The organism is Salinimonas lutimaris (assembly GCF_005222225.1).
GTDB lineage: Bacteria > Pseudomonadota > Gammaproteobacteria > Enterobacterales > Alteromonadaceae > Alteromonas > Alteromonas lutimaris.
The window spans coordinates 1,649,806-1,676,093 of sequence record NZ_CP036536.1 but is presented as its reverse complement, the minus strand read 5'-3'; the positions used below and the strand labels follow the sequence as shown (position 1 = coordinate 1,676,093).

The 26,288-nt window shown below is 50.8% G+C and carries 20 protein-coding genes and 1 pseudogene; 10 read left to right on the top strand and 11 right to left on the bottom strand.

Features of this window, described 5'->3' with window-relative positions; translation table 11 throughout:
- The first annotated feature begins 172 nt into the window (after positions 1-172).
- The 5 genes from EZV72_RS07135 to gluP are packed head-to-tail and all read left to right on the top strand — an operon-like array spanning position 173 to position 5,650.
- Positions 173-1,273 (top strand): acyltransferase family protein, encoded by a 1,101-nt coding sequence (locus tag EZV72_RS07135; protein WP_137166594.1) that lies wholly within the window; start codon positions 173-175, stop codon positions 1,271-1,273.
- Between the two features lie 27 nt (positions 1,274-1,300).
- Positions 1,301-2,185, top strand: a complete 885-nt coding sequence (locus EZV72_RS07130) for a BadF/BadG/BcrA/BcrD ATPase family protein (RefSeq protein ID WP_175405066.1) — start codon at positions 1,301-1,303, stop codon at positions 2,183-2,185.
- A complete protein-coding gene (gene nagB-II, locus EZV72_RS07125) occupies positions 2,185-3,177 on the top strand; it encodes a glucosamine-6-phosphate deaminase NagB-II (protein WP_137168688.1) in 993 nt (330 codons plus the stop codon). The genes EZV72_RS07130 and nagB-II overlap by 1 nt, the downstream gene beginning before the upstream one ends.
- On the top strand, positions 3,174-4,334 hold the full coding sequence (nagA, locus tag EZV72_RS07120; RefSeq protein ID WP_217495182.1) for an N-acetylglucosamine-6-phosphate deacetylase: 1,161 nt from the start codon (positions 3,174-3,176) through the stop codon (positions 4,332-4,334). The genes nagB-II and nagA overlap by 4 nt, the downstream gene beginning before the upstream one ends.
- A complete protein-coding gene (gene gluP / locus EZV72_RS07115) occupies positions 4,331-5,650 on the top strand; it encodes a glucose/galactose MFS transporter (protein WP_137166592.1) in 1,320 nt (439 codons plus the stop codon). Before nagA ends, gluP begins: the two co-directional genes overlap by 4 nt.
- Positions 5,651-5,672: 22 nt before the next feature.
- On the opposite strand, the gene EZV72_RS07110 is transcribed toward gluP, so the two are convergent.
- Both EZV72_RS07110 and EZV72_RS07105 read right to left on the bottom strand, forming a co-directional pair.
- Complete coding sequence (locus tag EZV72_RS07110; RefSeq protein ID WP_137166591.1) at positions 5,673-6,032, bottom strand: hypothetical protein; 360 nt, start codon at positions 6,030-6,032, stop codon at positions 5,673-5,675.
- 377 nt (positions 6,033-6,409) lie between these two features.
- Positions 6,410-7,618, bottom strand: a complete 1,209-nt coding sequence (locus EZV72_RS07105) for a putative manganese transporter (RefSeq protein ID WP_137166590.1) — start codon at positions 7,616-7,618, stop codon at positions 6,410-6,412.
- Positions 7,619-8,043: 425 nt separating this feature from the next.
- Between EZV72_RS07105 and EZV72_RS07100 the strand changes: the two genes are divergently transcribed.
- On the top strand, positions 8,044-9,264 hold the full coding sequence (locus tag EZV72_RS07100; RefSeq protein ID WP_137166589.1) for a TonB-dependent siderophore receptor: 1,221 nt from the start codon (positions 8,044-8,046) through the stop codon (positions 9,262-9,264).
- A gap of 48 nt (positions 9,265-9,312) precedes the next feature.
- Positions 9,313-10,197, top strand: a pseudogene (locus EZV72_RS07095) (TonB-dependent siderophore receptor); the annotation flags it as partial.
- 23 nt (positions 10,198-10,220) lie between these two features.
- Here EZV72_RS07095 and EZV72_RS07090 read toward each other — a convergent pair.
- Positions 10,221-10,463, bottom strand: a complete 243-nt coding sequence (locus EZV72_RS07090) for a hypothetical protein (RefSeq protein ID WP_137166587.1) — start codon at positions 10,461-10,463, stop codon at positions 10,221-10,223.
- Between the two features lie 215 nt (positions 10,464-10,678).
- Between EZV72_RS07090 and EZV72_RS07085 the strand changes: the two genes are divergently transcribed.
- Positions 10,679-12,628: an alpha/beta hydrolase family protein gene (locus EZV72_RS07085; RefSeq protein ID WP_137166586.1), complete on the top strand. Its 1,950-nt coding sequence runs from the start codon at positions 10,679-10,681 to the stop codon at positions 12,626-12,628.
- 58 nt (positions 12,629-12,686) lie between these two features.
- Here the strand turns inward: EZV72_RS07085 and EZV72_RS07080 are convergent, their stop codons facing one another.
- From EZV72_RS07080 to sbcD, 4 genes are all read right to left on the bottom strand, one after another.
- Complete coding sequence (locus tag EZV72_RS07080; RefSeq protein ID WP_137166585.1) at positions 12,687-13,778, bottom strand: DUF2891 domain-containing protein; 1,092 nt, start codon at positions 13,776-13,778, stop codon at positions 12,687-12,689.
- A gap of 163 nt (positions 13,779-13,941) precedes the next feature.
- On the bottom strand, positions 13,942-14,133 hold the full coding sequence (locus tag EZV72_RS07075; RefSeq protein ID WP_137166584.1) for a hypothetical protein: 192 nt from the start codon (positions 14,131-14,133) through the stop codon (positions 13,942-13,944).
- A 33-nt stretch (positions 14,134-14,166) separates the two neighbouring features.
- The gene (locus EZV72_RS07070; RefSeq protein ID WP_137166583.1) at positions 14,167-17,859 is read right to left on the bottom strand and encodes an AAA family ATPase; all 3,693 of its coding nucleotides are present in this window, start codon (positions 17,857-17,859) and stop codon (positions 14,167-14,169) included.
- Positions 17,856-19,079, bottom strand: coding sequence for an exonuclease subunit SbcD (gene sbcD / locus EZV72_RS07065; RefSeq protein WP_408640841.1), 1,224 nt, complete (start codon positions 19,077-19,079; stop codon positions 17,856-17,858). The genes EZV72_RS07070 and sbcD overlap by 4 nt, the downstream gene beginning before the upstream one ends.
- A 385-nt stretch (positions 19,080-19,464) precedes the next feature.
- On the opposite strand from sbcD, the gene EZV72_RS07060 reads away from it, so the two are divergent.
- The gene (locus tag EZV72_RS07060; RefSeq protein WP_137166581.1) at positions 19,465-20,931 is read left to right on the top strand and encodes a DUF3360 family protein; all 1,467 of its coding nucleotides are present in this window, start codon (positions 19,465-19,467) and stop codon (positions 20,929-20,931) included.
- A gap of 29 nt (positions 20,932-20,960) precedes the next feature.
- Here the strand turns inward: EZV72_RS07060 and EZV72_RS07055 are convergent, their stop codons facing one another.
- The 3 genes from EZV72_RS07055 to EZV72_RS07045 all read right to left on the bottom strand — a co-directional run bounded on the left by EZV72_RS07055 (position 20,961) and on the right by EZV72_RS07045 (position 23,831).
- On the bottom strand, positions 20,961-22,286 hold the full coding sequence (locus EZV72_RS07055; RefSeq protein ID WP_137166580.1) for a spinster family MFS transporter: 1,326 nt from the start codon (positions 22,284-22,286) through the stop codon (positions 20,961-20,963).
- A gap of 107 nt (positions 22,287-22,393) precedes the next feature.
- Positions 22,394-22,798, bottom strand: coding sequence for a YbaN family protein (locus EZV72_RS07050; protein WP_137166579.1), 405 nt, complete (start codon positions 22,796-22,798; stop codon positions 22,394-22,396).
- Positions 22,799-22,937: 139 nt separating this feature from the next.
- Positions 22,938-23,831 (bottom strand): LysR family transcriptional regulator, encoded by an 894-nt coding sequence (locus EZV72_RS07045; RefSeq protein WP_137166578.1) that lies wholly within the window; start codon positions 23,829-23,831, stop codon positions 22,938-22,940.
- An 85-nt stretch (positions 23,832-23,916) separates the two neighbouring features.
- Here EZV72_RS07045 and EZV72_RS07040 point away from each other — a divergent pair, with 85 nt between their 5' ends.
- On the top strand, positions 23,917-24,234 hold the full coding sequence (locus EZV72_RS07040) for a DMT family transporter (RefSeq protein ID WP_137166577.1): 318 nt from the start codon (positions 23,917-23,919) through the stop codon (positions 24,232-24,234).
- Positions 24,235-24,308: 74 nt separating this feature from the next.
- On the opposite strand, the gene EZV72_RS07035 is transcribed toward EZV72_RS07040, so the two are convergent.
- Positions 24,309-25,532 (bottom strand): MFS transporter, encoded by a 1,224-nt coding sequence (locus tag EZV72_RS07035; RefSeq protein ID WP_232364525.1) that lies wholly within the window; start codon positions 25,530-25,532, stop codon positions 24,309-24,311.
- Positions 25,533-26,288: the final 756 nt, after the last annotated feature.

Here is a 26,288-nt window from a genome sequence, read left to right as displayed (position 1 = left end):
GTCGTCATAGCAACATGGTGACTGAGCATACGTTACACCGCCCCTGCTTAGCAATATATGCGTGACCATCCGCATAATCATGCAGAGAACAAAAAATCACCAAATAATATTTGACAACGTTGACATAAAAAATATACGGTAAAGTTACTGATTACTTTTGAAGCAAATAACTATGTCTATGTCTTCTTCTTCCCGGCAGCAACTGACCAGTCGGCTGCTCGCTTTGGATGTTTTTCGAGGTCTGACTATAATCGCGATGATTGTGGTAAACAGTCCCGGCACTTATGGCGAGTTGTCACATGCGCACTGGGAAGGCATCTTGTTTGCCGATCTGGTTTTTCCATTTTTTATTCTGATTGTCGGGGTTGCTATTCCCCTAGGATTTAGCAAGCAACTCACAGATTCCGCCACCCAGCGTACTTTGTTAAAAAAAGTGTGGCATCGGGCTGTTGTAATGTTTGCGCTTGGACTTATCGTCAATCTGTTATACACCCAGTTTGAACAAATCCGCGTACTGGGCGTGTTACAAAGAATAGCGATTGTCTACCTGGCCTGTTGCTATCTGGCGATATATTGCTCCATCTGGCAAACCGTCAAAATAGGCGCAGGCATACTTATTAGCTACTGGTTACTGATTCTGCTGGTTCCTGCGCCAGGGATTGAAGCCGGAAGTCTGGAACGGGGTCATAATCTGATTAACTGGTTTGATCAATTTGCTCCAGGTATGCTGTGGCGCGGCGCATGGGACCCTGAAGGTGTACTTAGTACGCTCCCCGCTGTTTCTACTGGCATTATCGGTATGTTGATGGGCCATATTGTGATGCAAAACCGGGGACAGCTTTATACTACTTCTGCAAAACTCTTTATTCTGGGCTTTGGCTGTTTTGCCACAGGGTGTATATGGAGCCTTGCCTTTCCTTTTATCAAGCAAATCTGGTCAAGCTCATTCGTGCTGGCTACTGGCGGTATTGGCGCTATGATTCTGGGCTTTATTGTGTGGTACACCGACATCATGCGCTACCGCACAGGAACTTACCTGCCAGTGATATTCGGTGCCAATGCGATTACTGCTTATGTCCTGCATGTGGTAATTGAAAAGCTACTCGACTGGCCACTTTCCGGCACCTCTTTGCATGCACTTTATCAGCAACTGGCACACTCAGCCGGACTGAGTGGTCTAGTGAGCGCGACCTTATGGGTATTGCTGTTTCTGAGTATTTGCACGTTGCCTGTCTGGTGGCTATATCGTCGCCACATTTTTATAAAAATATAACGCTTTCTCGAGCCTTCAGGAATTATTGTGAAAAATCAATCATATTATTTAGGTGTAGATGGCGGCGGCACCAAATGTAAAGCCCGTCTGGAAGATGCTCATGGCCGGTTGATTGGCGAAGCACTGGCCGGCCCGTGCAATCCTGCACAGGACGAAAATACTGCCCGCTTATCAGTGCTGCAAGCCGTGACCACAATTATTAGCCAGGCCGGACTGTCAGAAACTATATTTGCCAGTACAACCGCCTGTTTGGGTATGGCCGGGGTTAATATTCCTCGCTATTACACGTTAGCGCAGCACTGGCAGTTGCCATTTGCAAATACAAAGATAACCACTGATCTGCATATTGCCTGTCGCGGTGCACATAATGGACAACACGGCGCGATTTTAATCACCGGCACCGGCAGCTCGGCGTTTGTCGAGAATCCACCAAACCACGCTAGTTTTGGCGGGCACGGCTTCCCGCTCGGAGATAAATCAGGTGGTGCCTGGCTGGGTTGGAAAGCCTTGTCACTTACCCTTGAAACCTTAGATGGTGTACATCCCCCTAACGCGATTGCAGAGTCCATATGTCATAGCCTTGGGCTGCATACCGCAAGCGATATTGTAGGGGCAGCCCTGCACTACCGGCCAGCAGATTATGGCAGGCTGGCTCCCTTAATTATTGAATTATGTGAAGGCAATTGTCCGCAGGCCGTCGCCGTGGCTCGTGAAGGCGCCGACTATCTTACAATGATAATTAAGCAGTTACAGCGCTATAAGCCGGCACGGATCGCTCATATTGGCGGACTTGCTTCATTCTGGCAAACCTGGCTACCTGACTCTGTCAGCACGCTACTCACTCCGGCATCAGACTCACCAGAATCTGGCGCCGTCGCTCTGGCGCGACATTATCAAGAGGAATTAAAATGATGACTTCTACACACATGGCTCGCGAAGCGGCGCATACACCATCTGCGTTCAGAACCCAGTTAGCCGACAATACTGGGATATATCAGGCGCTGGCCAGAGAGCTGGCTTTATTCCAGCCGCAGTTCGTATATATGATTGGACGAGGAAGCTCAGATCATGCTGGGGTATTTGCCAAATACCTGTTTGAAACCGAATTAGGGTTACCGGTAGCCGCTGCTGCGCCCTCGGTAAACAGTGTATTTAAAAAACAGCTTAATCTGCAAAAAGCGCTGGTCATTGTCATTTCCCAGTCAGGGCGAAGCCCAGATATTTTGGCTCAGGCTGCTATGGCAAAGCAAGCCGGTGCATTGTTGGTGGCTCTGGTCAACGACGAGAGTTCAGAACTTCAAACCATTGCTGATTTTTTTGTGCCGCTGCGGGCCGGTTCTGAAATAGCGGTAGCGGCAACCAAAAGTTATCTTGCAACTTTGTTTGCGCTGCTGGGAATGGTCGCAGCAGTGACACTCGATAAAAGCCTTATGGAGGCAGTGCGTACTCTGCCAGAGGAACTTGATAAGGTTATTGCCCTGTCGCCGCTTTTAAATGCCGATCAGCTACGCCCATTAAGTCATTGTGTTGTGCTGGGGCGGGCCTTTGGCTACGCAATCAGCCGTGAAATAGCCCTTAAGCTCAAAGAAGTATGCGGTATTCACGCCGAGGCCTTTTCAAGTGCTGAGTTTTTGCACGGTCCGATATCCTTGCTCAACCGGCCCATGACAGTTTTTGATGTTTCCATCAACGATGCCACATCAGGCTGGCACGACCAGCAAATTTGCGAAGTCACGCGGCGCGGTGGCTCAGTCATCAGTATGCTGCGACCAACAGCACATCCCCTAATATCTCCTTTGCTTATTATGCAGCGTTTTTATCTGGACTTAGAGCTTGCCGCCCGACAGATGCAACTAGATCCGGATAATCCGGCAGGCCTGAAGAAAGTCACTGAGACAATATGATGGAAACATTGTACGCGCGACAATTATTTAATGGCTACCGGATGTTTTCAATGGTCAGTGTGACGTTGAATAACGGTATAGTTACCAGTCTGAACACTAATGTTATTCCTCCGCCCAACGCTCCGGTTTACGAATTGCTTTGTCCGGCGATGATAGATACTCAGGTAAATGGTGGTGGTGGTGTTCAGTTCAACCATACCCCTACTCCCGCGGCATTATTTACCATGCTAAATGCTCACCAGAAAACCGGCACAGGGGCTTTATGTCCAACTTTAATCACCGATGATATCGACGTGATGCGGGCTGGTGCGGATGCTTTTGCTCTGGCCAGAAAAACGCAGCCGCACCGGCTGCCGGGCCTGCATTTTGAAGGCCCTCACTTAAGCGCTGGTAAAAAGGGGATGCATAGTTTTACGCATTTGCGACCTGTATCTGACGCTGAAATAGAATTATTCACCCGACAAGATCTGGGTCAGGTCATAGTCACGCTGGCACCAGATGTAGTTAGCCCCTCTCAAATCACCCAGTTGACCGAAGCTGGCGTGATCGTATCGCTGGGCCATTCTGAAGCAGATTATGCTACCGCCACAGCGGCCCTGAACGCAGGTGCTGCGGGGTTCACGCATCTTTTTAATGCCATGTCTGCGCTTACCAGCAGGGAGCCAGGCATGGTTGGCGCGGCCCTAAATCATCCCCACGCTTTTGCCGGTATTATTGTAGATAGTATTCATGTTCACCCGGCCACCGCGAAACCAGCCATACGATTGCTGGGTGCCAGCCGCACTATGCTGGTCACCGATGCAATGGCGCCAGCGGCCAGCGAGTGTACTCACTTCTATTATCACGACCAGAAAATAACCCGTTCAGGCAATACCTTAACACTTGCTAACGGCACGCTGGCTGGTTCAGTATTGACTATGACTGAGGCCCTAAAAAATAGTGTAGAACAGCTAGGTTTACCCATCGAACAGGCACTGTTAATGGCAACCACCACACCGGCAAGATTTTTAAATAAAGCAAATAGCCATGGCCTGATTGAAGAGGGCCGATGCGCCGATATCCTGGCCTTGGATCAATCACTGAACCTGACTCATTGCTGGTACGATGGGCAGCCGGTTACACCTTTTAAATGCAAAACTGCGGGGATAAAATCATGACGACAACCACCCTTAAAGCAACCGGTTCAACCTTTTTACCTATGTGTATTATTGGCAGCCTGTTTTTTGTATTTGGCTTTATTACCTGGCTTAACGGTGCACTGATTCCCTTTTTACAGATTGTGTGTCAGTTAAGCAGCACTGAAGCATTGCTCATCGCATTCAGCTTTTATATTGCATATGTAGTGATGGCGCTGCCGATGTCGTGGGTTATCAATAAAATTGGATACCGAATGTCGATGTCTGCCGGTTTGTTGATGATGGCTGGCGGGTGCGTACTGTTCGTACCGGCGGCTGAGTCTCAGATGTTTATCCTGTTTATACTTGCTCAGTTTATTGTAGGCTCCGGGCTAACCATACTTCAGACAGCTTCCAATCCATACCTGGTTAAGGTCGGCCCCAACGAGAGCGCTGCTGCGCGAATATCTGTAATGGGTCTGCTTAATAAGGGGGCTGGCTGGCTGGCTCCGATTCTTTTTACTACTATGGTGCTGGCTGATTTTGAAGGTGTTACCGCACAAAGTATTGCAGCACTGTCACTGACAGAACGCCAGCTTCAAATTCAGTCACTGGCTGACGCTCTGATATTGCCTTACCTAAGTATGGCTGCAGCGTTGAGTGCTCTTGCTGTTATTCTGCATTTTTCCGGCCTGCCAGACCTTGAGTTGGACGAAGAACAAAATTCACTGTCTCAAGCTGGCAAAGGCGAAGGCTCAGTGTGGCAGTTTCCTCAGCTCATTCTGGGCGTAATAGCGTTATTTTTCTATGTGGGCGTGGAAGTTATCGCCGGTGATACCATTGGGCTAGCAGGCTCTGAACTTGGTGTAACCGGCGCACTGGGGCTGACCTCATTTACAATGATATTTATGGTAATAGGTTATTGTCTTGGCCTGTTGCTGACTCCCAATGTGATGTCACAGCGTCAGTTGCTGATGCTCAGTACCGTGCTGGGCGTGTTATTGTGCACCCTCATTCCGCTAAGTAACATCAACAGCACCTGGTTGTCACAAATCCTGTGGGGCTGGCTTGGTATTCGCCTGCTACCCGACCCTATCACTTGTATCGCGTTACTGGGACTTGCCAACGCGATTGTCTGGCCAGCAGTGTGGCCTCTGGCCCTCAAAGGGCTGGGACATTTTACTGCCAGAGGCTCGGCGCTGCTGATAATGGGGATTTCTGGTGGGGCAATACTGCCAATGCTCTTCGGCGCACTGTCGGATCATTTCGGCATTCTGAATGCATATCTGATGGCCATCCCCTGCTACCTGTATATATTATTTTATGCCGTAGCTGGATGTAGCAAACACCGCTGGTGAGCAGCGTTTGCCAACCGCCGATTTACTCGCTGCCGGTCTGCACCATTGCAGCCGGCCGGGTTGCTGCTACCAATAACAGACTGGTGCGTCGATCCAGTGCCCGGGTGTATTCATTTAAGCGCAGCTCTTTGTATGCAGAGCACAATAAACTGGCTAGTGACTGCAGTTTGTTTATCAGGCCATCATTTTTGCCCTCTTCCACTTCCAGCAGGATTGCGGTGATATCATACGCGCAACCGAGATACGCAATACAATCACGATACTTACCGTCCATAAACAACATAGTGCCCTGCATCTCGTCACGCGCCAGGCAATGCAGCGCCTGCTGCGGATGACTGTAAACCCAGTCGGCGTGTTTAGTACATAAAAAGGATAGTTGCATAATAGTGTCCTCCGTTAGCTTTAATGTAGACACTCCAGAACCCATTTGCAAATGGTAATTGTTTTTATTTAGATCCCCCAAAGCTTCACTGTTGATAATAATTCTTATTTAGATTAATGTAAGTGTGTGTCTGTTATAAAGTCTTGTGACCCAAACTCAGCTTTGTGGCATGGGGCGGACAACATGTTGTAGTGGGCATCTTGTCTGCCACGAGGGATGGGATATTTCAGGCTCCCCAGTCTTTTTATGCTGGGTAATCGCACTGGCAGTCATTGCCGTTCTTATGCCGCCGCTACTCATCCGGCGGCTTTTTTTATCTGCTTCTCGCAAACAGCTGCCAGTAAGCTGACAACGCTTTTGGTTAACCCTACCCTGGGTTATATCTCAAATAAGAAGTAATACCCGTATCCGATCACAATGGCCGGCATGGCTGAGTACACCGTGGCCAGCATGGCTGCTTTAGGTGATAATGCCAGCGCCGGGAATAATGCATCACCGTCGTTACTGATGGCGTTTCCCAGTAAAGCAGAAAACGGTACTGCCCCCGTCAGGTACAGTGATGTGACCAGTATCTGCGGGCCACAACCGGGAAGAAAGCCAATCAGAATCGCCAGCCCCACCACCGCCGGGCCCATAGTTTGCAACTGTGCAGCAACATCAATCCCCAGAAATACGATAGTCATTTCAAATACTAAAAAGGCTGCCACCACCCAGGCCAGTACAAATTGAGTGTCCAGCGCGGCTTTTTGTTGCCAGTTCACCGGTGCCGGGCAACAATCTTCACTGGCAACAGAGGTATAATCAGTTCCTTCACTGGATAGCGCCCACAGCATAATGCTGACAAAACCCAGACTGGCACCGACCATTAAAAATGTGCTGTCGGTAATGTTTAAAAGCGCCGCTACATTCACCTGAAATGCCAGCAGCATGGCAATTGCCAGTGAGGGCAATGCTACCAGTAACCAGAAAGTGACAGAGACATCAGCCAGCCCTGTCGACGAGTTTACCTGATCATTACCTGCGGAATGATTTTTGTGACTGTCCACACTGTTTTGGTTATTAACAGAAGCAGGAACAAAGTTGTGAAAACGGTTGACCACTAATCCGGTCATGGTACCGGCGACAAAACTTATCGACAGTACCACCGCGGCCTCTGATGGCGCCTGAGCCAGCAACAAAAACGCGGCATCTCCCATGGTGCTAACCAGCACAGCCACTACGGCACCAAAGCTGGTCACGCCCTTAGTGTACTGGGTAACAACAATGATGGCGCCTCCACACCCAGGCAGTACCCCCAGAAAGGCAGCCAGGCCAATTTCGGCCGCGGGATTACTGCGCATGTACTCACCCACTGCTTCAGGATCGACCCTGTGGGTGGCGATGTAATACAGTGCCAGCGACGCATATACAAAAGCAGCTACCTGAAAATAGGCATCACTTAATATCTGTAAGGTTGCCTCCCGTGATACCGGCACCCCCATCAGTACCAGCACAATAGCCGGTAAGAATAGCCGTTTATTGACCACCCACGCGTTAGCCCGAGCGGCAGTTTTTACATGATTCAATGGCGTTAACAAGTCACCCATCTTTTTTCCACTATTCGTCAGGCGTTTCCCTGTGTTGCAGGGAAAACGTCGGGTTATATTGATTCAATAAATGATAACCATTTTCATTTAGATGAGGTAATGAATAGAACACATTGCCCTAATCAGTTTTAGTCATTAATAAGCTAACTTTAATTTTATAAACATGATTGAATAATAATGCGTGAAGATACCGGATTGTGGAGACAGTCACTTTGCTCCACCGTTTTTCATCTTCACTAACTGAACGTTTAAGCGTGGACAGTCACTTTGGCCCACCGCTTTTTGTCTCCACTATCCCCCACGTCAATGCACCATTACAAATGGAAACGATTATCATTTACATTATTATTGCTGTATAGTTCTCGCCAGTTATTGTTCACCTTGTATTAAGAGGCGTAAAGCCCGTTATCATTTAAGGAACACACATGCTACCTAGTTGCTTTACCTATCGTCCTGCCGCCGCCGCTACACTTATGCTGTTCAGTACCATGCCTGTTTTGGCACAGACCGATAACAATGAACCGTCAGATGAAATAGAACATATCGAAGTTGTCGGCGGCTACACGGTTGCGGAACGCATTGATACCGCCACCGGTTTAGGGCTGACGCTGCTTGAAACGCCACAATCTGTCAGTGTCATCACCGCAGAACGGATTCAGGATCAGGCGCTGGATACGGTTATTGAAGTGGTACAGAATACAACCGGAGTATCTTTCAGGGCGCTGGATAATGTGCGTAATACATTGCAGGCCCGGGGCTTTGACATTCAAAGCTATCAGATTGATGGTGTTCCCCTGCCCTGGAGCCTCGCCGCCGATTCCGGCGAAACCATCGCGGATGTCATTTTGTATGACCGGGTGGAATTTGTACGAGGCTCCACCGGCCTGCTCACCGGAGTGGGCGATCCCTCCGGCTCTATCAACCTGGTTCGCAAACACGCTAGCAGTCGCGACTTTAGTGGAACTATCAGTGTGGCTGCGGGCAGCTGGAATAATCTGGAAGCAACCACCGATGTATCGACAGGCTTAAATGAAGCAGGCACTGTACGTGGTCGCGTGGTGGCAAAATACGAAGAAGGCGACTCTTACCTGGATATATTTTCCAATCGATCCAGCGTACTTTACGGCGTCATTGAAGGTGACATCACTGACAATACCCTGCTAAGAGCCGGCCTGAGTTATCAACACAATGTGCCTGAAGGGAATTTTTGGGGAGGCCTTACTGCCCTGTACAGCGATGGCTCGCCAGTGGACTGGGATGTATCAACCTCCACCTCAGCATCCTGGACCCGCTGGGAAACCGAAAACAGTAATTTTTTTGCCAATATTGCGCACACCTTTGATAACGGCTGGGAACTTCAGGCCAATTACAACAAGCTGAAATATAGAAAGCCGAATGTACGACTACTTTATGTGTATGGTGCACTGGACAAAGATACCGGCAGTGGTTTGATTGCCTGGCCGTATCGCTCTGCAGGCGAAAGTGATCTGGATAGTCTGGATATTCAGCTAAAAGGTGATTATCAGCTTTTGGGTAATCTGCATGAATTTGTGGTGGGCGCTCTGTATTCCAAACAGGATGCACTGGTTCAGGTTTATGATGTAATAAGCAGCGACCCTTTGCCGATTGATAATATTTTCACCTAGGATAATCAATGGTCCGAACCTGACTGGAGCGACTCACCCACCTCGGTAGGAGAACAACTGGATACAGAACAAAAAGGGATTTACGCAGCAACCCGTCTGCATCTTTCACCGCGGCTCAAACTGATTGCCGGTGGCCGTATTGCCAGCTGGGAGCGTGAGGGGCAAAGCTACGGCACATCGACTAACTTTGGTGAAACAGGGGTGTTTATTCCCTATGCCGGCCTGTTGTACGACATGTCCGACCAGCACCGTATTTATGCCAGCTACACCGATATTTTCCGGCCCCAGAATGCTCAGAACAGAAACGGCGACTATCTTGATTCGCTGGAAGGAGTCACCTACGAACTGGGCCTGAAAAGCAGCTTTCTGGATGATCGGCTACATACTGCGATGTCAGTATTCAACATTAAGCAGGATAATCTGGCCCAGGATGACGTGGATGCACAGGGAAATCCTTATTTTGTGCCCGGTTCACCGGCAACCGTGGCTCAGCGCGAAGCGCAGGGGACAGAAAGTACCGGTTTTGAAATTGAACTGGTTGGTCAGCCCGTGGATGGCTGGAATATCAATATGGGATGGTCGCAATATCAGGCGCAGGATGCCAGTGGCGTAGATGTTAACCCCAGTTATCCGCGCAAGCAATTTAAAATGTTTACCAGCTATCAGCTGGCTGCTCTGCCGGCACTCACCTTGGGCGGCGGTATTAACTGGATGGATGAGGTGAGTCAGAGTAGCACCAGAGCGGGTGTGGTACAGGAAGCGGTAACCCTTGCCAGCATAATGGTGCGCTACCAGATTACTGAACAGCTGAATATTCAGCTGAACGTGAATAACCTGTTTGACGACAAGTACTACAACTACATTTCCGGGGGTGGACAGGTGCAGTTCGGGCAGCCCAGGTTTACCCAGGTTCGGTTAAGTTATGCGTTATAACAGTGCCAGCGGCTAAAGCCGGGCTATTCGTGTTGGGCAATATACTCAGATAAACGAACAAACTCGTCTGCCAGCGAATTGGTTGGCAGACATTGCCCGGCTCGCCGGTACCAGTAGCGGGCGTTGACCTTATCGCCTTCCATTCGATGCAGGTATCCGTGGATCAGGCACGACAACTCATCGTGATTGTCGTGAACCAAATCATGTGCATCATTCCAGTGATGTTGTTCGACCAGCGCCAGCGCTTTGTGGTGAACCTGTGCCATAAATGGATTCTCCTTTTCTTTTATCCACCCTACTCCCCTTTTAAGCCGCGCTCAACAGGCTGCCGTGTTGTCGGTGTACCCGTACGCTGCAAATACTCGCTTTATATACATAAATTTTTACGATTTAGCCGACTAAAAGCACATCATATCGCTTGGGTTATGATTATTTTTTCGACACACTGACACTGTTGATCAAACAAAAAAGGAACGGGTTAATGGGTCACTCAGCAAGGTATAACGTCCTGGGCAGTGTATCACTGACACTGTCACTGATAATGACAGGTTGTTCACAGTCTGTCTCTGTACCGCAGGATAGCACATCATCTTCGGTTTCATCGCCACACGCCGCTAACTTTACGACTTACAGCGCCGAGACATTTTTTGATACCACCAGCATCTCAGGTAACAGTTTTTCTGCCGACGGTTCAAAAATACTCATCAGCAGCGATGAAAGCGGTATATTCAGTTTGTATGAGGTGGCCGTTAAAACCGGGGAGAAAACCCGGCTGACGCATTTTGATGATTCTACCTACGCTGTACGTTATTTTCCTGATGATGACCGGCTACTGTTCACTAAGGATTCGGGAGGGAATGAGCGTTATCATATCTACGTCAGAGAAACCGATGGCACGGTTAAAGATCTGACGCCGGGAGAAGAAACCCGCGCCGGTTTTATCGGTTTTACCCGGGATGATCAGCATTTTTATATCACCAGCAACCAGCGCGATCCTCAGTTTATGGATTTGTATCAGGTAGACACCGACGACTACACCATGACACCCGTTTATCGCAATCAGCAGGGGCTGGATGTGGGCGCGATCAGCCCTGATGGTCGCTATATTGCGCTGTACAAACAAAATACTAATCGCGACAGTGATACATTTATTCTGGATACCCGCACTCGATCGCTCAAGCCGCAGCAAATATCACAGTACGATAAGCCAGTACAGTTTTACCCGGAAACCTTTTCTCGCGATGGCCGGTTTTTATATTATTCGACCAACGCAGAAAGCGAATTTCTTGAAATATGGAAATACGAGCTGGCCACCGGTAAACACAGTCCGGCCGTGCAGGATGAATGGGATGTCAGCTTTATTTATTTTTCTGATACCGGCCGCTACCAGGTCAGCGGTGTAAACGCCGATGCCAGTACTAAAGTCACCATTACTGACACTCAAACCGACCAGCGCCTGCACTTGCCTGCTCTGCCTGATGGCGACCTGAGTTCGATCAGTTTTTCAGATGACGAACAAACCTTGTCGTTTTATTTAAATGCTGACACCTCACCCAGCAACCTGTATGTATGGGATATTGGCAGCGCGCAGGCCCGCGCCCTGACCAGTACGCTAAGCGAAGAAGTCAACCGAGACGTGCTGGTTGAAAGCGCCATTGTGCGGTTTAACAGTTTTGATGGTATGTCGATTCCCGGCGTTTTGTATAAGCCTAAACAGGCCAGCGCTGACAACCCTGTACCGGCGCTGGTATGGGTACACGGTGGTCCCGGTGGGCAAAGTCGTACCGGTTACAGTGCCACCCAACAATATTTGCTTAATCATGGCTATGCGATATTTGCGGTCAACAATCGCGGCAGCTCCGGTTACGGCAAAACCTTTTATCATCTGGATGACAAAAAACACGGCACGGATGACCTGCAGGATATTGTCTGGGGTAAAAAATATCTGCAAACACTCGACTGGGTGGATAACGACAAAATTGGCATTATGGGAGGCAGCTATGGAGGCTTTATGACCGCCGCAGCGCTGGCCTTTGAACCTGAAGAATTTGAGGCGGGTATCAATGTTTTTGGCGTGACCAACTGGGTACGCACGCTCGAGTCGATTCCACCGTGGTGGGAGAGCTTTAAAAAAGCGCTGTACGATGAAATGGGTGATCCGGCTACAGATGGTAAGCGTCACCGCGCTATATCGCCATTATTTCATGCTGACCAAATCACCAAGCCGCTGATGGTTATTCAGGGCGCCAATGATCCGCGCGTACTGCAGGTAGAAAGCGATGAACTGGTAGAGGCTGTTAAGGCAAACGGCGTTCCGGTGACTTATGTGTTGTTTGACGATGAGGGGCATGGTTTTTCCAAAAAAGAGAACCGGATAACCGCCGCCAAAGCCTATGTGACATTTCTGGATACCTATTTAAAAGGGCTATAAGGTAACACGCCCGGCATTGGTCGGGCGTAGTCATCTTGTCAGTTCAGGTTAATCTGAGTTACTGCAATGCCCCGCCCTCTTGCAGAGAATATACTGCAAAACTTCCCAGCCAGTGGGTCCCTTCATAGTTGTCATCCACGATCGCTGGTAGCGAATGCTTCACATGCGCATCGGCAATGGGTTTAAGGTGACCGTACTTTTGCGGAAACTCCTGCACCAGCCCATATAATGTCCAGGCCCGGCTGAAATTAAGTCCGTCCAGGTGAACCAGCTTGCCGTCGGTGCGATCGCTGACCTTTGCCGTGGCCAGAGTAAAGTTTTTATCTGCCAGCTGGGGCAAAAAGTCATCCAGCCAGGCGGCAAAAGCTTGTTTATCCAGTACCTTACGCATGGCATCCATTTCCTGCAGGCAGGGAGACAAAAAGTCAAACCCGTTGGGCTCCCAGCCCAGCGGACATTGTTTATCACCGGCAAACCAGTCTTTGGCCCGCTTTGCTATTATGGCTTTCAGCTCATTATGTCCGGTGGTGTTGGCATAGTCATAAGCCAGTGACAGGGCAAACCCGGTATTAGGATGTTCACCGGTACGAATGGGATAGACCAGCTTCGGTAAAAATTCGAGATATTTGGCCACCATAAGGTCAGTCAGTGGCTGTAAATTCTGCTCTAATTCACGGGCCAGAGGGTCGTCCCACTGATGTAGTTCCTCAGCCAGTTTAAGCAGCCAGGCCCATCCGTAAGTACGTTCAAAAGAACTGTTTTGCGGAATATCAAAGTACGCGACTTCTGCTTTGATATGATCAGGTGTGATATTGGTTTTCAGCGTCTGGCGAATCGACTGGGCGTTGGCCAGCTCAGGAAAATGCCGTAACAGATTTACCATCATCCAATGTCCATGCACACTGGAATGCCAGTCAAAGCAGCCATAAAACGCCGGATGCAATGCTTTGGGGCTTTTCAGTTGCGTGGCATCATTGAGCACCTGGTTCAGTTTATTCGGATATTCGACGGTTGCGCAATGTTGGGGCATTGCCGCTAACCGGTTAGCTTCAGACAGGCTTAGTTCAGGGGTTTGGGCACTCACCGACCAACTGGAAAAGGCGGTGGTTAACGTCAGCCCGGCCAGCAAAGATAAGGAAAATCGCTTCATATCGCTTTTTTTATCGTTGTTTTTGATGCCCGCTACTATGCCAACTCCGTCAGTATTAAACAAGGCAGCCGTGGACGTGGCAGCCTTCAACCTGCCCCTTTTTCATCACAAAGCCCGGCCCATTACCTAAGCCTGAGGATAATGGGCTGCACAAGGAGCGAGATCAGAATGCGGTACTTAGCCACACCCACAATTTATCTGTATCAACGTTGACATCATCAGCTGAGTAAGTGGCATATTTCACACCCAGCGTAAACGCATCATCCACCTTTGTGACATACTGGGCATTAAGCTCACTGCCAAGGTCACTGACTGTATCGCTGGCCTTGTCAGCCTCAAAATTGTGATAAGCCACCAGCTACGCCTGTTTGTCGGCCAACCGGGCCGGCTAGGCTGACTCAACCCGGTACACCCGCTCCAGCTCACTGAGTCCAACACCATTTCTCTTACGTACTTTCAGCTGGGCGGGAATACGTTCTTTCAGCGCTTCAATATGGCTGATAACGCCAATCATCTTGCCCGACGCATTCAGGTTATCCAGCGCATCAAGTGCAATATCCAGGGTCTGCGCGTCCAGTGTGCCAAACCCTTCATCCAGAAACAGGGAGTCGATGCTGGTTTTGTGACTGACCAGATCTGACAGCGCCAGTGCCAGCGCCAGACTAACCAGAAAGCTTTCGCCACCGGATAAGGTTTTGGTGTCGCGTTCGACATCTCCCTGCCAGGTGTCCAGAACGGTCAGTGCCAGACCTTCGGCGTCTTTGCGCTTAAGTAAGTACCGGCCATGCAGGCGGGCCAGTTGCTGGTTGGCCAGGTACACCAGATTATCCAGCGTCAGGCCCTGGGCAAATTTTCTGAACTTATCTCCGCTGGCTGAGCCTATCAGCGAGTGCAGGTAGCTAATATCATCAAAGTGCTGCTGACGCTGCTGCATATCAGAGGCCATAGCCTGCTGTCGCTCCCGCTGCCGGGCATCATGCTCAAGTTGCTGGGTAACCTGTCCGGCGCGGGTCAGTAGCGTATTTATCTGCTGCTGCACTTCTTCACGTTGCTGCCGGACCTGGTCTTCCGCCTGCTGCTGCCATTGCGGGGCGTTTTCATGATCACGCAGTTGCTCATAGTGTTGTTCATGCTGTTTTGCCACGGCGGTCGCCTGCTGCTGACGGGTATCCAGCTGCTGTTTTAAACCGGTCAGACGTTGCTGCTCTTCTTCGCTTAGTAATGCCTGCCTGAATGCTTCTGCGCTGGCAAAGTCACTTTGCTCCAGTTTGGTTGCCCACTGGGTTTGAGCAGTTTGTGCTTGTTGACCAGTCTGTGCCAGCCTTTCTTCAGCATGCTGACAGCTGACCGATATTTCAGTTACCTTACGCTCAGCAACGCCGGCAGACTCCCGGGCCTGATTTACAGCAGACTCCGCTGACGTCAGTTGTTGCTGTTGCCGATGGCGCTCCTGCTCAATCTGTTTTTCACCAAATAAGGTCTGACGCTGCTGCTGTAAACCGGCCAGCGCATGATTTAGCGTTTCGACGCGCTGCTGATGCGCCTGATATTCCTGCTCAGCCTGCTTCTGTGTTTCTTGCATCTCCTGTACCGCAGCGCTCAGCTTACCGATGTCCTGTTCAAGCTGTTGTAACTGCTCATGCTGCTGTTGATATTGTTCATAGCGCGCTGACATTTCAGTAAACCAGCGGCCAAAATCTGTCGGTACATTCAGACCCTGCTCTTCAATAGCCTGAGCCAGCGCCTGTTCCCGTTGGGTCAAGGCTTTGCTGTTTTCATCAAGCTCGGTGGCGTTCTGCGCCAGGGTTTGCTCCGCCTGGCTAACTGCCTGTTGCTGCACCGTCTGTTTGTCGGTCAGCACCTGCACATGAGCCGTGGCATTCTCAACCTCCTGCAGTGCCAGCGATTCTGCTTTTTCAGCCGCCTCACAAGCCTGAACCTGCTCGGTGAGCATGCTGATCTGTTGCTCAAAGTCGGTTTGTAGCTGTTTTGCAGCGCCTGATTTATCTATCTCTTCATGCCACTGAAAGCCGATGTGACTGAGCCTTTTTTGTAGCCCGCCCCAGGTGTGACGCTCACTGGCTAACGAGGTATCCAATGCTGCAATCCGGTTCTGGTTATACGCCAGCGTCTGCTGTTTCTCATCCAGCTCAGCCTTTACAGCCTGACCCTGCTCTTTGATCTCTTTTACCATGGTCTGGGCGGCATCGCGCCGGGCAATGGTATCGGGCACGTCAACCTGCATACTGGTTATGTTGTGTTCTGTTGCGCCGCACAACGGGCAGTGATCACCCGGGTTTAGCTGACTTCGGTAGGCTGCCAGCTCTGCTTCCTGACTGACCAGACGGGATAAATCTTCAGCCAGTTGCAGCTGATGATTGTATTTGTCCAGCAACGCTTTACGCTGCTCGCCCAGCTCTTCGATACTGTTTTCAAGGCTGGCTTGCTGCGCTTTCAGGTCCGCTTGTTCCTGCTGCCACTGCTGATAATTTTGCTGGGTAGATACAGCAAGGTGGCAATCCTGCCAATGGTTGTTTATGACAGTCAGACGTTGCTGTAAGTCAGCTTTACTGCCATTTTGTGTACTTTGCAGCGCCTGGTTTTGCGCCCTGGCCTGCTCGGCCTGCTTAGCACTCTCCTGCTGCCGAATCACGGCTTTGCGGGCTGCTTCGGCAGTCTCCTCCAGCCTACGGCTGGCTGCATTCAGCTGTTCGCTAACCTGCGAGTGTCGGGTTGTCAGCTGTTGTTGCTGCCCTTCTAACTGAGTCAGTCGCTCATACGAGGCTTCCCAGCCTGGTAAGTGCCGGCCAAGATCAGAGTAAGACTTATATTGCGCAAGATCAGCGCTAAGTGTGTCACGCTGCTTTTCATGTTTGGCAATATCCTGTTGTTTAGCGTGCAGTGAGTCTGTCAGCCGGTGATATTTTTGCTGTGCCTTTGTGGTGGCCGCCTGCTCATCACTTAGTCCCTGCTGTTGGTAACGAATATTCTGGTCAAGCGGAATCACCTGCTCGCTGAGTAATTGCTCAAGCTCAGCAGATTGCCGGCGCTGTAACTGATACGCCTGCTCAGCCTCATTAAATACTTGCTGGCACTGCTTCTGCTGCGCTGTGGCCTGTTGCAACGCCTGCTGCTGAATGGTGTGCTGCTGGCTCGCCTGCGTACGCTGCTGGCGGGCTTCCTCACACTGCTGCCATACAGGGCGTAGCTTTTCTGCCGGCGCACTTTTGGCCAGCTTCGCAAGCTCAGGCCCGGCCTCCTGGATTGCCGCTGCGGCCTGCTGTAGTTCGTCACGCGCTCGGTTGCGCTGAGCCTCTGCATGATGAACATCTTCCCACCAGCGTAAATGCCGGGAGAGTTGCTCTGACTGTAAGCCCAGTGATGCCTGCTGCCGAGAAAGCGCATCACGTTCTTCAGTCAATGCATGTAACACATCAGACGACAGCAACTCTACGGCTTCTGAGCGGGCTTTAAGGGTTGCCAGCTCAGCTTTTTCACTGGCATGTTGTTCGTGCACAGTGCGCGATATACGCCCGTAAATATCGGTACCGGTCAGCTCTTCCAGTAAGCCGGCCCGGTCGGCCTCGTTGGCATTTAAAAAGGCCGCGAAGTCACCTTGTGACAACATCATTGATTTGGTGAAACGGCTAAAATCCAGGCCCGTCAATGCTTCAACTTCGTCGGTTTTTTGTCTGATTTGTGTGGCCAGTACCTTGCCGCCGTCTACTTCAGCCAGCTCAGCATCTGCAGGTTGTAGCTTGCCATCGGGTTTACCCCGCGCCCGGCGCATTGACCAGAAGGCCCGGTAGGCTTTGTTTTTAACTTCAAATTCCACTTCAGCCAGACATTCGGACTCACCGCGCGTCATAATCTCATTAGACGAGGCAGACAGCGGCCCCAGCCGGGGTGTCTGATGATAAAGCGCCAGACAGATGGCATCCAGTAAGGTGGTTTTACCGGCGCCTGTCGGCCCGGTAATCGCAAACAGACCGTTATCGGCAAATGGCTCGGCAGTGAAATCAACTTTCCACTCCCCTTTCAGACTGTTCAGGTTTTTCAGACGCAGCGAAAGAATTCTCATGATGCCTCCTCCGGGTTCTGCGTAGCGCTAAGCACCTGTTTAAACTGCATACGGATACGGGCCTTGCGCTGCCTCTCCTCATCCCCCTCAAACACTTCCATATCCAGTCTTTTATCAAACACTTCAGTAGGTGTTAGCTCATGCAGGCTTTCTTTGCTTTGCCGGGTCAGCGCTTCGCGTCTGGGGTTTCTGGCACGGCGCAGTTGCAATACATCGGCATTCAGCGGCTCGGTTAACGTCTGAATTCGACTTTGCAGATCGCTAAGATAATCCTGATTCTCTACTTCAATGCTCAGCCAAACCGTCTGCGATGCGTTAGCATACACCTGAAGCGACTCGGCAAGTTGCTCCAGAGTGCCCGTGTGCACTGCCATAGGCTGAAAAAGCGGTACCTGCAACGTATCGACCGACACCCGACGACCTTGTTCAAATTCCACCAGCACCACCTGTTTACGGGTACCCAGCTCATCAAAACTCAGTGGAATGGGCGAGCCGCTGTAACGTATATGGTCTTGTTTGGCCACTTTCTGAGGACGGTGAATGTGTCCTAGCGCAATATAATCCGCAGGCGGAAAACCATCAGCCGCAAAGCCTTCGAGCGTGCCGATGTAAATGTCACGAACACTGTCAGAGGTCGATACGCCCAGCGCGGTCAGGTGACCGGTTGCCAGAATTGGAATGTCCTGCCCGAGTTGCTGTTTTTTATCCACCGCGCGCTGGTAAATATCATGATAGTGCGCCGATATCGCTTCACCCAGTGCCTGACGCTTCTGCAAACCGGACTCACCGGCCTGGCTTTGCAACACATCTTTGGGCCGTACAAACGGGATCGCGCAGACCAGCGCGGCCACCTCGCCCTGCCTGTTATGCACCTCAACCACCTGCTGGTCGGCCGGTAAGGCCGTGCTGGCAATCACCTGGGTATTGAGCTGGGCCAGCAGCTGCCGGGATTCATTAAGCACAGATACCGAGTCGTGATTACCCCCGAGCACGAGCAGCTGACACCCGGTTTGTTGAAGCTGTACAATAAACTGATTGTACATTTCCCGGGCATAACTGGGCGGCGTACTGGTATCAAAAATATCCCCCGCCACAATCACCAGATCCACGCCTTGCGTGGCAACCTGCTCAACTAACCAGCTCAGAAATGCCTGATGCTCGTCTTTTCGGGTTTTCGTAAAAAAACTCTGACCCAGATGCCAGTCAGAGGTATGCAGCACTTTCAACCGAAACTCCTTGAATTTGAACTAACACAAACACGTGCTCGCGCCGTGGCCGGACACACCACTTACTGACTAACCCTACACTGGGCTGACAGCAAAAACTATGATCTTTTGTCCAGTATTTTATTGTGCAAAGCGCAAGTATGCTTGTTCAAAAGCCGCTTGTCGAATAAGTGCCAGGGCAGTTTCTCATGAGGCCACATTACCCCGTTTAATATCCGGCTATACCGCCTGAGCTGGCACCCTGTTCGTATGAAATACCAGCACCATAATTAACAGAGAGTTAAAGACTTGTTACTAAAGTATAAGACCAGAGTCGCATTGTGACCTTGGCAGACGCTGCATAGACTGGCTGCTCATTCGAACAACGATGAGGTGAGCAGTGTCACAGGAAACAACATCGGATTACACGTCTTTGTCCAGACCGGCGTCTGAATTCAACAGCCGGGCAGAATATCTTGATCACGAATTACAGGTGATGTCACCCCGGCGCTGGCGCCCTAACCTGCCCACGCGCGACTATCGCTTTGAATGGGAAGATCTGGTCCCGGGTATGGCCGCCACCATCGGTAAAATTGTGATGGTCGCTGCCGTTGTCGGTGCATTTGCCGCACCTCTGGGATTGTCCTCTGAGTTTGTGATTGAAAATACCCGCTTCGAGCTGTTGATTGCCGCAGTGCTGTTTGTCATCCTGATTTCTGGTTTTTTAAACCCGTCAGCAAATCTGGCGGGCACTCATGGTCCTTTGCTACCACTGGTGCCATTAATGGTGGCCTCTGGCGGTCACCCCATGGCACTGGGTTTGCTCATTGGTGTCTTCGGTTTCATTCTGGGTATCACCAAAGGTGGCAGCATTCTGGCCAAACTCACCAGTAACGGAGTCTGTGGCGGCCTGCTGCTTTACCTGGGCTTTATAGGTATCAGCGGACAAGTCACAAAACTGTTTAGCTGGGCTGAGAGCTTCAATATGGGTTATCTGGCATTTGTCGTACTGATTGCCACTATTTTGATGTATGGCTGGCTGGAGCATATTCAAAAACGCTGGCTGGCGATTCCGCTGGGTGCCGGTATGGCTGCAGTTATTGCCCTTGCTATGGGCGCCCCGTTTGAGTTTACCACTTCGCCGGGTGTGCCTAATCTGAATCCGGCTTACTGGTGGGGTGAAAACACCGGCTGGCAACTGGGCCTGCCTGACTGGTCTAATTTTGTGGCGGTACTGCCGTTTGCCGTGCTGGCCGTGGCGATGTGGTCACCGGATTTTCTGGGGCATCAGGTATTTCAAAAGCTCAGCTACCCGAAAAACTCAACGAAGGTACAGATGAATATTGATGACACCATGATGGCTGCTTCTACCCGTCAGGCTGTTGGCAGTTTGCTGGGCGGCGGTAACATTTCATCGTCCTGGGGAACCTATATTATTCCGGCCTCTATTGCCCGTCGCCCGATCCCTGCCGGTGCGGTAGTAACCGGTGTGCTGTGTATTATTGCTGCATTGTGGGGCTACCCGATGGATTTAGCTGTATGGCCACCGGTATTGTCGGTTGCCCTGATCGTCGGCGTATTCCTGCCTCTGATGGAAGCTGGTATGCAAATGACCCGCGAAGGCAAAACCACGCAGTCTGCGGCTATGGTGGTGATTTCCTCAGTACTGGTTAATCCGGTATTTGGCTGGTCGTTTGCCATGCTGATGGATAATCTGGGCCTTATCGGCTGTAAAGAGCGCTCAAAAGAGCTGGGCAAAGCCGGTCGCTGGGTTATTCCGGGCATCACTTTTGCCATCCTGTGTATTGTGATGGCAATTATCGGTATGTTTCCCGGCGTTCCGGCGCTGGTCGATACTTTTAATTAACCTCAGTAAAAGAGGGCGTCTGCCCTCTTTTACCCTTCTGCTTTTTCCCAGTCTGCCACTATTTTGGTGCTGGTCCACAAGAACATTCCTATCGATAGCCCATAAGGGATAACCAGGTACAGCAATGCCTGGCGCAATGCAGCCACCTCACCCATGGTTGGTACCAGGGCCTGACTGACAATACCGGTAATGGTAGGGCCGCCGCCCAGCGCAATAATATTAAGCACGAAAAAGAACAGCGCCGTGGACATGGCACGAACATTTGAAGGGGCCAACGTTTGCGCCATCGCAAAGCTTGGGCCCAGGTAGGAGCCGCTGGTAAATAACAAAAAGGTCAGTAGCCCAACCGACAGCCACAGGTTTTCTACTTGCAGGGAGAAGAAAAATGCCGGTGTTCCAATAGCCAGCATGATAGCCGGCAGAAGCGCATATGCCTGTTTATTATGCTTGCCCCATTTATCTGCCAGCACCCCACCCAGCCAAACGCCCAGCGCGTAAGCAGTACCATTAGCCAGCCCGAATACGACCAGCAGAGTAGTCACATCCAGCCCGGCAAAAGCCCGCACATAATAGTCGATGATCCAGGTTGAGATGGCGTAGTTACCAAATGAGCCAAACGATATTCCCAGCGCCATACCCCACCAGGTAGGAATACGCAGTAATGCTTTTAATGACTGTGTGACTGTTGGCCCGTTGCCAGCAGACGGCGCGCTGCAGGCCTGAGTACGCACCGGCTCTTTTACGGTAAATTTGAGTAACAGAGCCAGAATCACTCCGGGCAAGCCCACACTTATCATGACTGTACGCCAGTCAGCTGCGCCCCCCTGCAGGAAAAACGCCGAGGCAAAAAACGCCAGCATAACCCCAAATGGAATACCCAGTGAATAAATAGCCAGCGCCCCGGCTCGCTTTTCCTTTGGAAACAGATCCGAAATAATACTGTGCGAGGGCGGACTACCGCCAGCTTCACCAATCCCTACCCCAATGCGGGCAATGGCCAGTTGCATATAGTTGGAAGCCAGACCAGATGCCGCTGTAAAACCACTCCACAGGGTCAGGGATATGGCAATAATATTTACCCGGCTGTAGCGGTCGGCCAGCCAGGCAATCGGAATACCAACCACGGTGTATAACAGCGCAAAATAAATGCCCTTCAGCCAGCCGAGCTGGGCATCATCCAGCCCCAAGTCGGCTTTAATAAACGGCGATAAAATCCCAATAATCTGGCGGTCAATAAAATTGAAGGCGTAAACGAGTGTCAGGATCAGCAGAACATAGTTGCGGTAGCCATTTGATACCGTTGTGTGGGTGTCCGGTGTATCAGTTGGTATTGCGGTAGCCTGAGTATGAGCCATCTCAACGTCCCTGAATAGAATAGGAACACCAGTCTAGGCAGATGGCGAAAATACAAACAACTAAATGTTATTTATTTGTTAATATAAGTTCTGATTAGGGGGCGTATTCAGCTTGTAAGCTCAGGTCGCATCCACAGCCAAATTAGCGTGGCGGCCATCACGGCAACGGTAGGTATAATGATCATACCGGGCATACTGCTCAACACCATGACCACCACCGAGAGCGTCATGCCTGCCGAGGCAGCATATTTTGCCTTACGTGGAACACAGCGACCATTATTCCAGTTATACAATAAGGGGCCAAAGGTAGGATGACGCTCCAGCCAGGCTTCTAACGCCGGGCAGCTGCGCGCTGCCATCCAGGCCGCAGCCAGCACAAATACGGTGGTGGGCATACCCGGCACCACCGCACCGATAATTCCCAGTCCCAGGCTGATAAAGGCGCCACACAGCAGCATCCACCGGTACGGAGCGGTGATGATTCGCTTTGTTTGTTGTGTCTGACCGGCCATAAACTCCTGCCTGCTACGTCATAAATGCCTGTTAGCCTGCTTTAATGATAGCAGGTTCAATGGCGATGACTGAAAACCTTTAACGTTATTATGCTTAATTTAAACCCGTGCACACATGCGCTGGATCAATACAAGCGACTCAGGCCAGCGGCGGGCCGGAAAAAACACCGCGGATTTTTTCAAACAGCCAGCTGAATGCCGGCCCCCGCAGACGCCCTTTTGGAAACACCACATCTACCGGTACCGTCCAGGTTTTATGGTCAAAGGCGACCGATATTTTTGTTAAGCGCCCCTGCGCTATCAGCGACGTGGCCAGAAATGCCGGTACATACGCCCAGCCAGCCTGCTGTTCAACCAGTGCCAGCGCCTGAGCATGACTTGAACACCACCAGACTCTGGGCGTCAGGCTAATCAGCTGCAATGATTCTTCCTGCATTCGTCCACGAATGGCAATTTGCCGGTGAGCCACCAACTGACTGGTTGAGCTGACAGTTTGTGCAGCCAGTGCAAAATCAGGATGACATATCGGTATACATTCAACCTGCCCGATATAACTAATATCGGCCTGACGTATCACCTCCAGCTCCGAGAACATCACTCCCATATCCAGCTCTCCACTGATTGCTGCGTAACCGATATCGGTCGATGGCATCATTTGCAAATCCAGCTGCAGATGGGCAAAACGCTCTCCCAGCTCCTTTATGACATCGATCATCAGCGGGTGCATCAGGCCGTCATCTACCGCCACCAGTAACGATGATTCTTCCTGAAGATTAATAGAACGGGCAATCTTCTCGATCTGTCCGGACTGAGACAACACAGCCTGCGCTTCAGCCAGTAAGCGATGACCGGCCGGTGTCAGCGTAGGGCTTCGGGTTGTCCGGTCAAACAGGGTCACGCCCAGATCAATTTCCAGAGAACTCACGCCATGACTGACCGCCGACTGAACTTTGCCCATTTTCCTGGCACAGGCTGAAAAGGATCCCAGCTCCGCAGAGAGCACAAACATGTGTAACTGTTCCAGACTCAACATATCTAAAATTTCGATATTAACTAACTTTCTTTCATCATATATCAAGATAGAATGCACGCAACATTCAAACAACCGGAGTCAACAAATGGGATGGATTTATTTAGTGATGGCTGGCCTGACCGAAATTGGCTGGCCGGTTGGTCTTAAAATGGCGCAAACAGGGCAGTATAAAATTCTGGGCGTGATCATCGCCATCATCTTTATGGCCACCAGCGGTACTTTGCTGTTTGCTGCCCAGAAAAGTATTCCGCTGGGCACCGCCTACGCGGTATGGACAGGCATCGGCGCCGCGGGCACCTTTTTAATAGGCGTACTGTTTTATGGTGATGCCGCCTCATTGGGCCGTTATCTGGGGGTAATGCTGATCATTTCGGGCGTGGTCACATTAAAAATTGCCCAGTAACATAAAGCGATTCCGTATCGGCTGGCCCTGCGACTGGACGTAGCCCCCAGTCGCAGAGCCGGTATCAAAGCCGTTTATGCCGAGTGCCGGTTCTGCTGATAATTGGTCGAGGTCATGGCTGCCAGCTTAGGAAAACGCCAGTACCCCCAGCCAACCACAGCAAATGCAGTGCAGGCCCCGATAAATGCTGCATTAACCGGTCCCAGTGCAGCGGCCACCGAGCCGGCCCTGAAATCGCCCAGCTGATTAGATGTGGAGATAAACAGGGAATTGAGCGCGCCGACCCGCCCGCGCAGGGCATCCGGGGTATTATGCTGCACTACCGCGCCGCGAATAACCACGCTAAACATATCTGATGCGCCATACACAAATAAACACACGCAAGCCAGCCATAGCGAGTCAGCCAGCGCAAACCCCAGAACAGACACGGCAAATATCAGTAACGCCCTGAACAGGGTATGTCCGGCCTGATCAAAGTCATTTTTGTAGCGGGATAAATACAGCCCGACCAGTACCGCGCCAATAGCCGGCATCGCCCGCATCAGCCCCAGCCCCTGCGGTCCTACCTCAAGGATATCGGCCGCATACACCGGCAACAGGGCCACTACACTGCCACCCAGTACAATCAGCACATCCAGCAGCAAACTGCCCAGCACCAGCGAGTTGTTCTGTAAAAAGCTGAAACCCTGCCACAATGCCCGTTTACTACGCTGGGTGCCGGTATTGGCCGGCCCGATAGCCGGCAGCAACAGAAAACAGCCGCTAATTAGCACGCAAATTCCCACTGCCACCCAGTACAAGGTGTAATCCAGCCAGCTAATCAGCATCCCGGCAATAAACGGGCCCATTGTCATGGCTAAATTCCACACCGTACCGGTTAATGCCACCGCTGCGCTGATTCGCTCAGCCGGCACCAGGTTGGGTACAATGGCCTGTAATGAGGGCGACAGAAAGGCTTTTACTGTACCCAGCCCGCTGAGCATCAGCAGCAGTATCCACTTATTGAATTCGCCGGACTGCATCTGCCAGGCAATCCCGGCCAGAATAACAAGCCACGCCAGCGCACCAACCTGTAACACACGTTTTCGCGAGACATGATCGGCCACCCAGCCGGTAACCACAAAAAACAGATACACAGGCGCGATCATAAATAATCCCACCAGCGCCAGGTCAAACGGATCACGGGTGGTAATATACAGGTGCCAGGCAACGGCGGTTCCCACAATGGAATCGATCAGGCTGAACAACCCCCGGCCCACCAGAAAGGCGTAAAATCCGGTCGAAAAACGCGTAGACAAAAGCAAAAATCCCTACAAAACACACTTTCTGCCAGATTACCATCAAACTGCCGGTAATCCATTTCGCTATATGGGATATCCGGTTCGCTTTTGTTGTTTTACCCTCCTGTCTGCGTAAAAAGCCCTGCAGGGTCATTTCATCGGTTTATCTGGCTTCCTGCCCGTGGTTTTTTTCGCTACTGCGCTGCATTCGCTTTTCAATCAGGTGGCACAGGTGTCCACTTACCAAAATGAGAGGCCAATGTCATTTACGCTATCGAGCTCTTCTAACACTGACTCATTCAAGATGGTGACCTCCATCCAACTTTGCATATTCATTGCTCTAGACGAAGAGCTGTTACAGGCTATTCAAATAATGTGATACCGGATGCTGAACTGAGGTATAGCTTTTTTAAGAGGGCTCTCTTGCAATATTCAAAAGTTCTGTCGGCCACTCTTTGACTGACACAACTGGCGGTTTCAGATACATCGGCCTCTGAGGTTCTGAAAGTATTCCTAGTATCAAACATCGCCTGACGAGCATTGTTCCAAGAGCATAAAATCTTATGATTCCGATGCAATTGAGAGCTCTGAAAAAATCAAACAATGCCATATCAAGCCATAAACCCTTGAACTAGTGACTAGATTTAATTATTCTTTCGCCGCTTCTGAAAGAGCTCCGACCAGCTTCTATATCCATGTTTGAGAAGAAAAAATTTCTTTTAGAGAAATAGAGCCTATGACGGAAAGGATTTCAGAGTTGTAGCTTTCATCAAG